Source organism: Xanthomonas sp. SHU 199 (assembly GCF_000364665.1).
GTDB classification, from domain to species: Bacteria; Pseudomonadota; Gammaproteobacteria; order Xanthomonadales; family Xanthomonadaceae; genus Xanthomonas_A; species Xanthomonas_A sontii.
In genome coordinates, this window is the sequence record NZ_AQOI01000653.1 from 1 (window position 1) to 11,243 (window position 11,243).

Genomic DNA, 11,243 nt, shown 5'->3' on the forward strand with positions numbered 1-11,243 from the left:
CCCGGTACGACCACGCGGTGTAGCCCAGGATCACCGGCAGCAGCACCGCCAGCCCGGCCAGCACGAACCCCTGCGAGGACGGCGGCGAGGCCGCTTCCCAGATGGTCAGCCCGGGCGGCACGATGTTCGGCCAGATGCCCAGCACCAAGCCGAAGAAACCGAGCACGAAGAAGCACAGGGTCAGCACGAACGGACGCGCATCGCGGCCCTGCGCCATCGCCGCACGCCACAGCGCCACCGCGTTGACCAGCACCAGCAGCGGTACCGGCGACAGCCACCAGAAATTCCCGTCGTGGAACCAGCGCGCCATGATCCGCGAGTCCAGGAACGGCAGCCAGGCGCTGACCAAGCCCATGAACACCACCACCACCAGCACCAGCGGCCGGGTCAGGGTGCGGGCGATGCGCTGCATCGCGCCCTCGGTCTTGAGGATCAGCCAACTGCCGCCGAGCAGCGCGTAGCCGAACACCACAGCCGCGCCGGTCAGCATCGAGAACGGGCTGAACCAGCCCAGCACGCCGCCCAGGTACTTGCCGTCCTGCAGCGGCATGCCTTCCACCAGCGCGCCCAGGATCACGCCCTGCCAGAACGCCGCGCACAGCGAGCCCAGCGCGAACGCCCAGCCCCACAGGTACTTGGAACTGCGCGCCTTGAAGCGGAACTCGAAGGCCACGCCGCGGAACACCAGCGCGATCAGCATCAGCAGCACCGGCAGGTAAAGTGCCGACAGCACGATCGCGTAGGCCTTGGGGAAGGCCGCCAGCAGACCGGCGCCGCCGAGCACCAGCCAGGTCTCGTTGCCGTCCCAGATCGGCGCGGCGGTATTCATCATCAGGTCGAGCTGATCCTCGTCCTCGGCGAACGGCGCCAGAATGCCGAGGCCGAGCACGAAGCCGTCCAGCAGCACGTACATCAGCACGCCGAAGCCGATCACGCCGAACCAGATCACCGGCAATACGGTCGCCATGTCCATCAGCGGGTCTCCTCGATGTCGTCGTCGGCCGCCGACAGCGGCCGCGCCGGGGTCTTATCGCCTTCCTGCATGCGCGGCGCCGGCTCGTGCGGCAGCGGCCCGTGGCGCAGCATGCGCAGGATGTACCAACTGCCGAAGCCGAACACCAGCGCGTAGGCGAGCACGTACACGCTCAGCGAGATCCAGACCATCGCCGGGCTGAGCGTCGGGCTCACCGCATCGCGCGTATGCAGCAGGCCATAGATCACGTAGGGCTGGCGCCCGATCTCGGTAACGAACCAGCCGGCGACCAGGGCCACGAACCCGGCCGGCAGCATCGCGTTCCACGCCAGGTGCAGCGCGCGCCGGCGCAGCAAGGTGCCGCGCCACCAGAAGAACAGCGACACCAGCGCCAGCAGCAGCATCGCCATGCCCAGCCCGACCATCACCCGGAACGCGTAGAACACCGGCTTCACCGGCGGCCGCTCGTCCCGCGGCACCGCGGTCAGCGGGGTGATCTCGCCATCCAGCGTGTGGGTGAGGATCACGCTGCCCAGGCGCGGGATGGTCACTTCGTAATCGTTGCGCTCGGCGGCCTCGTTGGGGACCGCGAACACCACCAGCGGTACGCCCTGCCCCTTCGCCTCGCCATGCCAATGCCCTTCCATCGCCGCCACCTTGATCGGCTGGTGCTCGAGCGTGTTCAGGCCATGCGCATCGCCGGCGGCGATCTGCAACGGCAGCGCGATCGCGGCGAACGCCACCGCCAGCTTGAGCATGCGCCCGGCTGCATCCAGGTGCTCGCCGCGGCGCAGGTACCAGCCGCTGACCCCGCCGATCACGAAACAGGTGGTGATGAATGCGGCCAGCACCATGTGCGTGAGCCGGTACGGGAACGAGGGATTGAAGATCACCTCGCGCCAGTTGGCCGGGTGGAACACGCCTTCGACCACCGCATAGCCGGCCGGCGTCTGCAGCCAGCTGTTGGCCGACAGGATCCAGAACGTGGAGATCAGCGTGCCGATGGCGACCAGGCAGGTGGCCAGGAAGTGCAGCTTCTCCGGCACCTTGTGCCAGCCGAACAGCATCACGCCCAGGAACGAGGCTTCCAGGAAAAACGCGGTCAGCACCTCGTAGCTGAGCAGCGGACCGAGGATGTTGCCGGCACGTTCGCTGAGCACCGCCCAGTTGGTGCCGAACTGGAAACTCATCACGATGCCGCTGACCACACCCATCCCGAAGGACACGGCGAAGATCTTCAGCCAGAAAAAATACAGATCGCGCCACACCGTGTCGCGGGTGCGCAGCCAGCGCCACTCCAGGAACGCCAGCCAGCTCGACAGGCCGATGGTGAAGGCCGGGAACAGCACGTGGAAACTGATGACGAATCCGAACTGGATGCGCGACAGCAGCAGGGCGTCCATGGGTAGCGCCTGAGGCAGCGGAAACGATGCCTATTGTTGGTGCGGCGCGGCGAAATGGGATGTGACGGTTTGTCGCAGCGGCCCTATCGCCGCAGGGTTGGCGCAATCGCGACGGCGGAAAGCGTGTTCTGTTCGACGCTCAGTGCATCGGGCCACGTCTCAAGCCCAGCGCCTCCCTCAATGAGACAACGCCAGCTCCACCTTGACTTCCTTTTTGCACCGCATGCTCACCTCGGGAAACTTCCACTGTCCGACAGCGTCAAGCACCGCTTCAGCGTATCCTGAATCGGAGAATTTCCTTCTCTCCAACTGCTTGATATCGACCCTCGATATTTCGGCAACCTATACGTCGCCGTTCCTTTCGATCACGATCGCGACGTAGATCGAGCCGATGAACTGGCTCCCCGAGCGCCCTGGCAGCGCTGGCCGAATGGTTTCGAGCGGGCGCAAGCTGGAGGCGCAGTCGGTCTTCGGCAATTCGTGCGTTTGCTGTCCGCCAACTGTTGCAAGCGCCGCCCACACAAGCACACTTTTCATGGTTCCCCCCGCATTTGCATGCTTGCTCAGTGGCGTATCGACCCTGGCCTGCGTCATTCCAGGCCGTCGTGACCTGAAGCGACGCGCGGTGTGACAAGCAATCATGGCGCAGCCACCGCGTGCGCCGACTTACCCGATGCGGGTCCGCCAACACCCTCGCCAAGATTACAAGGCCTCCGCTCCCGGTGGCGCCCATGACCAACGGCGCAATCGCCGCCGCCCTGGCGGCTGCTACGCTTGCGGTTTGCCGTTCGCCCGGAATTCCAGATGCGTCGTCTCGCCCTGAGCGCTGTTGTGTTGCTGTCCCTGTCCTGCCTGCCGCCGCTGGCCGCGGCCCAGGATGCCGCCGCCCCGCTGACCATCGAGCAGGCCATGGCCGATCCGGACTGGATCGGGCCGCCGGTCGAGGATGCGTGGTGGGCCTGGGACGGGCGCCAGGTGCAGTACCAGCTCAAGCGCACCGGCAGCCCGGTGCGCGACACCTACCGCCAGGGCGTCGACGGCGGCGCCGCGCAGCGGGTCGAGGACGCCCAGCGCAGCACCCTGGACGCGGCCAACCCGGTCTACGACACCCGCCGCCAGCGCATGCTGTTCGTGCGCAACGGCGACGTGTTCCTGCGCGACCTGCGCAGCGGCGCACTGACCCAGCTGACCCGCAGTAACCAGGCCGCGGCGCGGCCGCAGTTCACCACCGATGGCGGCGCGCTGTGGCGGGTCGGCAACGACTGGTACCGCTGGAGCCCGGGCGGCGGCGTGCAGCAGGCCGCGGTGCTCAAGGCCGAGCGCGATCCCGATGCCGCGCCCAAGCCCGACGTGCTGCGCGACCAGCAGCTGCGCACCCTGGAAACCCTGGCCCGCGACCGCGCCCAGCGCGAGCTGCTGCGCCAGCAGGAGCAGGCCTGGCGCCGCGCCGACAGCAGCCGCGCGCCGGCACCGGTGTACCTGGGCGACGACGTGGTGGTCGACGACAGCGCGCTGTCGCCGGACGGCCGCCACCTGCTGGTGGTCACCCACGCCAAGGGCGCCGAGGAAGGCCGCGACAGCAAGATGCCCAAGTACGTGACCGAATCCGGCTACGCCGAGTTCCAGGAAGCGCGCACTCTGGTCGGGCGCAATTCGCCGGTGGCGCAGACCCTGTGGCTGGTCGACGCGGTGGCCGGCAGTGCGCGCAAGCTCGACCTGTCGGTGCTGCCCGGCATCGGCACCGATCCGCTGGCGGCGCTGCGCAAGGCCGCCAAGCAGGAGCCGATGCAAGGCCCGCGCGCGGTGCGCGTGGAAACCGACGGCGACGGCAACGGCGCCTCGATGCACTGGAGCGAGGACGGCCGCAATGTCGCCGTGCTGCTGCGCGCGGTGGACAACAAGGACCGCTGGATCGCCAGCGTCGACCTGGACAAGGCGGTGCTGCAGCCGCGCCACCGCCTGACCGATCCGGCCTGGATCAACTGGAGCTTCAACGACTTCGGCTGGATGCCGGACAACCAGACGCTGTGGCTGCTGTCCGAGCAGTCCGGCTATTCGCACCTGTACACCCAGCGCGGCACCGAGAAGCCGCGCCAGCGCACCTCCGGCAAGTGGGAAGTGTCCGCGCCGGTGGTCAGCGCCGACGGCCAGGGTTTCCTGTTCCTGTGCAACCGCAAGTGGCCGGGCGACTACGAGGTGTGCAAGCTCGACCTGCGCAACGACAGCGTCGCCGAGCTGACCTCGCTGGACGGCGTGGAGGACTTCGCGCTTTCGCCGGACGGCCAGCAGCTGCTGGTGCACTACTCCGGCCCGTACCTGCCGCCGCAACTGGCGGTGCTGCCGGCCGCCGGCGGCAACGCGCGCGTGCTCACCGACACCCGCAGCGCCGCGTTCAAGGCGCGCCCGTGGGTGCAGCCGCAGTTCGTGCAGGTGCCGTCCAAGCACGGCGCCGGCACCATTTGGGGCAAGTACTACGGTCCGGCGCAGCCGGAGCCGGGCAAGCGCTATCCGGTGGTGATGTTCGTGCACGGCGCCGGCTACCTGCAGAACGTATCGGCGCGCTACACCCCGTACTTCCGCGAGCAGATGTTCCACAACCTGCTGGTGCAGAAGGGCTACATCGTGCTGGACCTGGACTACCGCGCCAGCGCCGGCTACGGCCGCGACTGGCGCACCGCGATCTACCGCGACATGGGCCATCCGGAGCTGGAGGACTACCTGGACGGCCTGGACTGGCTGGTCGACAGCAAGCAGGGCGACCGCAGCCGCGCCGGCATCTACGGCGGTTCCTACGGCGGCTTCATGACCTACATGGCGCTGTTCCGCAGCCCCGGCACGTTCAAGGCCGGCGCCGCGCTGCGCCCGGTGGCCGACTGGAGCCAGTACAACCACGAATACACCTCCAACATCCTCAACACCCCGGACCTGGACCCGGAGGCCTACCGCACCTCCTCACCGATCGAATACGCCAGCGGCCTGCGCGACCACCTGCTGATCGCCCACGGCATGGTCGACGACAACGTGTTCTTCAAGGACTCGGTCGACATGACCCAGAAGCTGATCGAGCTGCACAAGGACAACTGGGAGATCGCGCCGTATCCGCTGGAGAAGCACGGCTTCACCCGCGCCGATTCCTGGCTGGACGAGTACAAGCGCATCCTCAAGCTGTTCGAGCGCGAGCTGCGCTGAGCCGAGTGCGCGCCGAGGCGCCTGCCGTCGACGTGCGGCAGGCGCAGCGCCCGCGGGGCGCCTTCGGGACAGCGCCAACCACCGGTGTCCGTCACGCATCGCGCCGTTCCGCAGGAGTCAACGGTCATGCATCCGCGACGCGCGAGGTGGTGAGCCTTCCGATGGCGCAATGCATCGGGACTGAAGTCCCCCTCCCACAGTGCACCCGGCGGGCTCGCCGCAAACCCCTGTGGGAGCGACTTCGGTCGCGACGAGGCTTTCCCGGTAAGGCGCGTCGCGGCCGAAGCCGCTGCTACGCGAGTGCCCGCAGCTAGGCCGTCCGGACGCAGACGGCATCGGCACGACGTTGGCGTAGCCCCGCTCCTGGCGACACCGGATCGGCAGCGCCCTGACCAGAGGCCGCGCACCGGCATAGGCGCGCCCCCTCGCGCGCCACGCCGGCTTGCGCCCTGCTCCGCCATCCCTATCCTTGCCGGACTGCCGCCGGTGCGGCGCCGCCAGCGCCGCCCCGCCCCGAAGGACCGCCGATGCCGCCTCCGCCGCTGCCCCGCACTGCCGCCCGCAACCAGAATATCGATGCGATGGCCAAGCTCTCGCTGCTGATCGGGGTGCTGTCGCTGCTGTACTCGCTGGGCCAGGCGCTGTTGCTGCTGACGCTGCCGGACGGGGCGATCGAGGGCGTGCTGCGCGAGGCCGGACTGCCGTTGCCGCCGCTGCTGCAGTGGTGCGTCGCCCATGCACTGGCGCTGTCCTGGCTGTCGGCGCTGCTGTCGGCGGGCCTGTGCGCGGCGTCGTGGGCGCTGCTGCAGCGGCGCGACTGGGCGCGGCGGGCCTTCATCGTGTTCCTGGTGGTCACCGCCGCGGCCAACTTCGCGGTGCTGCCGCTGCTGTTGCAACTGCTCGACCTGTTGCAGGTCTGGGCGCCACAGCACGCCTTCGACCCGCAGCAACTCCAGCACGACCTGGCGCTGGGCCGGATCACGCTCATGGTCAGCGGCGCGCTGACCGCGCTGGTCTTCGCCGGCCTGCACGGCTGGCTGGTCTACCAGCTGTGCCGCCCCGCGCTGCGCGCCGAGTTCCGCCGCTGACGCATGCCGACCGGCCCGCGCAGTCCGGGCAGCCCGCCGCAGACGCCTGACACAGCCAGCTTCTAGAATGGCGGCATGCATACCTTCGACCGCGTTCGCGACTATCTCACTGGCCTGCAAGACCGCATCTGTGCGGCGGTCGAGGCCGCCGACGGCCAGGCCCGTTTCGCCGAAGACCTGTGGCAGCGCGCGGAGGGCGGCGGCGGCCGCACCCGCATCCTGCGCGACGGCGCGCTGTTCGAGCAGGCCGGCATCGGCTTCTCCGACGTTGCCGGCACCCGCCTGCCGCCCTCGGCCAGCGCCAACCGCCCGGAACTGGCCGGCGCCTCGTGGCGCGCGGTCGGGGTGTCGCTGGTGTTCCACCCGCTCAGCCCGTACATCCCCACCACCCACGCCAACGTGCGCTACTTCGAGGCGCAGCGCGATGGCGCCACCGTGGCCTGGTGGTTCGGTGGCGGCTTCGACCTGACCCCGTACTACCCGTTCGACGAGGACGCCCGCCACTGGCACCAGACCGCGCACGACCTGTGCGCGCCGTTCGGCGAAGACCGCTATCCGGCGCACAAGCGCTGGTGCGACGAGTACTTCTTCCTCAAGCACCGCAACGAGACCCGCGGCGTCGGCGGCCTGTTCTTCGATGATCTGCATGCCGATTTCGAGCGCGACTTCGCCTACCAGCGCGCGGTCGGCGACGGCTTCCTCGACGCCTACCTGCCGATCGTGGAACGCCGCCGCGGCCTGCCCTGGGGCGAGCGCGAGCGCGAGTTCCAGCTGTACCGGCGCGGCCGCTACGTCGAGTTCAACCTGGTCTACGACCGCGGCACCCTGTTCGGCCTGCAGAGCGGCGGCCGCAGCGAGAGCATCCTGATGAGCCTGCCGCCGCGGGTGCGCTGGGAGTACGGCTTCCAGCCCGAACCGGGCAGCGCCGAGGCGCGCCTGGCCGAGTACCTGGTGCCGCGCGAATGGCTGGCATGAGCGCGCCGGCACGTACCGCCGTGCTGGGCCGCGAGGACAAGCGCGCCATCGCCGAACAGTTGCAGGCCTACCTGCGCACCGAGCTGCAGCAGCAGGTCGGCGCGTTCGAGGCCGAATTTCTGCTCGACTTCGTCGCCGAGCGCATCGGCGCGCAGTACTACAACCGCGGCCTGGACGATGCCCGCGCGCTGCTGGCCACGCAGCTGGACACCCTGGACGACGCGCTCTACCAACTGCAACAGCCCACCGACGCGCGCCGCTGAGCCGTGTCGCGCGCGCCGCCAGCGCGGCATCACGAACGTGCGGGCATAAAAAAGCCCCGCGGACCAGGGGGAGGTCGGCGGGGCCAGGGAACGGAGACTTGGGGAGGAGTCGCCGTTCCTGGATCTGCTCCAGGGGATGGGAGGAGATCCGCGACAGGTATTGCGCCTGTCGAGGGATATAAGAACATTCCCCACCTTGCTCGTTCGTGAAGATTTAAGTTAAAAATTTGTCAGATTAAGGACGGATTCATTCCCGAAAATCCGTGCAAATAAACCGCGTCAAAATTCCGTTCAATCAAAGCGATCCTGCACGCCCCGGGGTGTGACGCCAGTAGGAATTTTGCGGCTTGTCGCGCCCGATGGGGTCAAAAAACCAACGCGAATGGGAAAGCGAAAATCGCGGGCGGGATAATCCTTCGGAAAACCCTCTGCGATATCCGGCGTGCATGCGCATGCGATGTCTACGCAAGACACCGCAGCGCCAGGTCGGGTCCCGGGTACACGCCCGGAACCCGGGCACTCAATGCGCCTCGTCCCAGTTGTCGCCCACCCCGCTGTCCACCACCAGCGGCACCTTCAGCTCCGCCGCGGCGGACATCCGCCCGGTCACTTCCGGCAGCAAGGTGTCGACGAAGTCGGCATCGGCTTCGAACACCAGTTCGTCGTGCACCTGCAGGATCATCAACGCGCGGTCGCGGTGGTCCTGCAGCCAGGCGTCCACGCCGACCATGGCGCGCTTGATGATGTCGGCGGCGGTGCCCTGCATCGGGGCGTTGATCGCCGCGCGCTCGGCACCGGCGCGCAGGCCCTGCTGGCGGGCGTTGATGTCGTTCAGGTACAGGCGGCGTCCGAACAGGGTCTCCACGTAGCCCTGGGTGCGCGCCTGCTCGCGCATGCGCTCCATGAAGTCGCGCACGCCCGGGTAGCGGCTGAAGTACAGCGCCACGTAGTCCTGCGCCTCGCCGCGGCCGATGCCCAGGTTGCGGGCCAGGCCGAACGCGCTCATGCCGTACATCAGGCCGAAGTTGATCGCCTTGGCGGCGCGGCGCTCGTTGCCGGTGACCTCTTCGAGCTTGCGCCCGAACACCTCGGCGGCGGTGGCGCGGTGCACGTCCACGCCGCTGCCGAAGGCGCGCAACAGGCCCGGGTCCTCGGACAGGTGGGCCATGATCCGCAGCTCGATCTGCGAGTAGTCGCAGGCGATCAGCTTGCGCCCGGGCGGGGCGACGAAGGCGCGGCGGATGCGGCGGCCGTCGTCGGTGCGGATCGGAATGTTCTGCAGGTTGGGATCGGAGGAGGACAGCCGCCCGGTGGCGGCGCCGGCCTGGTGGTAGCTGGTGTGCACGCGACCGGTGTCGGGGTTGACCATCTCCGGCAGCTTGTCGGTGTAGGTGCTGCGCAGCTTGGCCAGGCCGCGGTACTCCAGGATCACCCGCGGCAGCTCGTGCTGGTCGGCGATCGCCTCCAGCGCCTCCTCGTTGGTGCTGGGCTGCCCCTTGGGGGTCTTCAGCACCGCCGGCAGCTTCAGCTCGTCGAACAGCACCGCCTGCAGTTGCTTGGGCGAGTCCATGTTGAAGCTGCGCCCCGCCAGCGCGGTGGCCTTCTGCTGCGCGGCCAGCATGCGCTGGCTCAGGTCCTGGCTCTGCTTGCGCAGCTCGGCGATGTCCACGCACACGCCGTTGGCCTCGACCCGCGCCAGCACCGGCACCAGCGGCATCTCGATCTCGCGGTAGACCCGCGCCAGCGCCGGCTCGGCGTCCAGCTGCGCCGACAGCGTGCGGTGCAGGCGCAGGGTGATGTCGGCGTCCTCGGCGGCGTAGCCGGTGGCGTCGTCGATGGCCACCTGCGAGAACGCGATCTGCTTGGCGCCCTTGCCGGCCACGTCCTCGTACTTGACCGTGTCGTAGCCCAGGTAGCGCCGGGCCAGCGAGTCCATGTCGTGGCGGCTGGCGGTGGAGTTGAGCACGAAGCTCTCCAGCATGGTGTCGTCGGCGTAGCCCTGCACGTCCACGCCGTGGCGGCGCAGCACGTGCAGGTCGTACTTGCCGTGCTGGCCGACCTTGGCCTTGGCCGGGTCCTCCAGCAGCGGCTTGAGCATCTCCAGCGCCAGCGCGCGATCCAGTTGCAGCGGCGCACCGGGGTAGTCGTGGCCCAGCGGCAGGTAGTCGGCGCGGCCCGGCTCGGTGGCGAAGCTGAGCCCGACCAGGTTGGCGCGCATCGCGTCCAGCGCGTCGGTCTCGGTGTCGAAGGCGAAGCCGTCGGCAGCGCGCAGGCGCACCAGCAGTGCTTCGAACGCCTCGGGTGTGGTCACCGCGGTGTAGTCGCCCTTGGCGGCCAGTGCCGGGTCCAGCGCCGTATCTGCGGCCGGCGCCGCGGCCCGGGCATAGCCGGCGGCGGTGCCGCGCAGGCTGGGCGTCGCCTCGCTGGCGGCCTCCGGCGCGGCCACGCCGCCGTCCAGGTCACGCAGCGCCTGGGTGAAGCCGTAGCGCTGGTACAGGCCGCGCAACTGCTCCGGCTCCTGTTCGCGCAGGCCCAGGGTGCGAGGGCCGCCGGGCAGCGCCACGTCGGTCTTGATGGTGACCAGTTCGCGGTTCAGCGGCAGGCGCTGCAGCGCCGCGCGCAGGTTGTCGCCGATCTTGCCCTTGATGCTGTCGGCGTGGGCGATCACCCCGTCCAGCGAGCCGTACTCGGCCAGCCACTTGGCCGCGGTCTTGGGTCCGCACTTCTCCACGCCCGGCACGTTGTCGATGGCGTCGCCCATCAGCGCCAGCAGGTCGACGATCTGGTGCGGCCAGACCCCGAACTTCTCCATCACCGCCGCATCCGAATCCATGCGGCTGCCGCTCATGGTGTTGACCAGTTGCACGCCGGGGCGCACCAGCTGGGCGAAATCCTTGTCGCCGGTGGAGATGGTGACGTCCAGGCCGTCGCCGGCGCCCTGAAGAGCCAGGGTGCCGATCACGTCGTCGGCCTCGACCCCGTCCTCGCGCAGGATGGTGATGCCCAGCGCATGCACGATCTGGCACATCGGCTCGACCTGCGCGCGCAGCTCGTCGGGCATCGGCGGGCGGTTGGCCTTGTACTGCGGGTACAGGTCGTCGCGGAAGGTCTTGCCCGGCGCGTCGACCACGAAGGCCACGTACTCGGGGCGCTCCTTGAGGGTGGCGCGCAACATGTTGACCACGCCGAACAGCGCGCCGGTGGGCTCGCCGGCGGCATTGGTCAGCGGCGGAAGCGCGTGGAACGCGCGATACAGGTAACTGGACCCGTCGATCAGGACTAATCGGCTCATCGGCCAATTCTACGCTGCGGCGTGTAGCCCCTCTCCCGTCGGGAGAGGGGTTGGGGTGAG

Annotated in this window: 8 protein-coding genes; 4 read left to right on the forward strand and 4 right to left on the reverse strand. The window is 68.9% G+C overall.

What is annotated here, in order from left to right:
* From cydB to D183_RS28055, 3 genes are all read right to left on the reverse strand, one after another.
* The coding region (cydB, locus tag D183_RS0118680; RefSeq protein WP_017910338.1) for a cytochrome d ubiquinol oxidase subunit II at positions 1-973 on the reverse strand (973 nt) is incomplete at its 3' end.
* Positions 973-2,376, reverse strand: coding sequence for a cytochrome ubiquinol oxidase subunit I (locus D183_RS0118685; RefSeq protein ID WP_017910339.1), 1,404 nt, complete (start codon positions 2,374-2,376; stop codon positions 973-975). The genes cydB and D183_RS0118685, both read right to left, overlap by 1 nt.
* A 342-nt stretch (positions 2,377-2,718) precedes the next feature.
* On the reverse strand, positions 2,719-2,970 hold the full coding sequence (locus D183_RS28055; protein WP_232757311.1) for a hypothetical protein: 252 nt from the start codon (positions 2,968-2,970) through the stop codon (positions 2,719-2,721).
* A 210-nt stretch (positions 2,971-3,180) separates the two neighbouring features.
* On the opposite strand from D183_RS28055, the gene D183_RS0118690 reads away from it, so the two are divergent.
* The 4 genes from D183_RS0118690 to D183_RS0118705 all read left to right on the forward strand — a co-directional run bounded on the left by D183_RS0118690 (position 3,181) and on the right by D183_RS0118705 (position 7,891).
* Positions 3,181-5,565: a S9 family peptidase gene (locus tag D183_RS0118690; RefSeq protein ID WP_026144640.1), complete on the forward strand. Its 2,385-nt coding sequence runs from the start codon at positions 3,181-3,183 to the stop codon at positions 5,563-5,565.
* A 527-nt stretch (positions 5,566-6,092) separates the two neighbouring features.
* Complete coding sequence (locus D183_RS0118695; RefSeq protein WP_017910341.1) at positions 6,093-6,653, forward strand: hypothetical protein; 561 nt, start codon at positions 6,093-6,095, stop codon at positions 6,651-6,653.
* 75 nt (positions 6,654-6,728) lie between these two features.
* Positions 6,729-7,628: an oxygen-dependent coproporphyrinogen oxidase gene (gene hemF / locus D183_RS0118700; protein WP_017910342.1), complete on the forward strand. Its 900-nt coding sequence runs from the start codon at positions 6,729-6,731 to the stop codon at positions 7,626-7,628.
* Complete coding sequence (locus D183_RS0118705) at positions 7,625-7,891, forward strand: DUF2164 domain-containing protein (protein WP_017910343.1); 267 nt, start codon at positions 7,625-7,627, stop codon at positions 7,889-7,891. Before hemF ends, D183_RS0118705 begins: the two co-directional genes overlap by 4 nt.
* 520 nt (positions 7,892-8,411) lie before the next feature.
* Here D183_RS0118705 and polA read toward each other — a convergent pair.
* Positions 8,412-11,183 (reverse strand): DNA polymerase I, encoded by a 2,772-nt coding sequence (polA, locus tag D183_RS0118710; protein WP_017910344.1) that lies wholly within the window; start codon positions 11,181-11,183, stop codon positions 8,412-8,414.
* Positions 11,184-11,243 lie beyond the last annotated feature (60 nt).

Bases quoted from the DNA above. Each gene is read 5' to 3' on its own strand.
- D183_RS0118685 (WP_017910339.1), bottom strand. From the start codon at position 2,376: ATGGACGCCCTGCTGCTGTCGCGCATCCAGTTCGGATTCGTCATCAGT.
- D183_RS28055 (WP_232757311.1), bottom strand. From the start codon at position 2,970: ATGACGCAGGCCAGGGTCGATACGCCACTGAGCAAGCATGCAAATGCG.
- D183_RS0118690 (WP_026144640.1), top strand. From the start codon at position 3,181: ATGCGTCGTCTCGCCCTGAGCGCTGTTGTGTTGCTGTCCCTGTCCTGC.
- D183_RS0118695 (WP_017910341.1), top strand. From the start codon at position 6,093: ATGCCGCCTCCGCCGCTGCCCCGCACTGCCGCCCGCAACCAGAATATC.
- hemF (WP_017910342.1), top strand. From the start codon at position 6,729: ATGCATACCTTCGACCGCGTTCGCGACTATCTCACTGGCCTGCAAGAC.
- D183_RS0118705 (WP_017910343.1), top strand. From the start codon at position 7,625: ATGAGCGCGCCGGCACGTACCGCCGTGCTGGGCCGCGAGGACAAGCGC.
- polA (WP_017910344.1), bottom strand. From the start codon at position 11,183: ATGAGCCGATTAGTCCTGATCGACGGGTCCAGTTACCTGTATCGCGCG.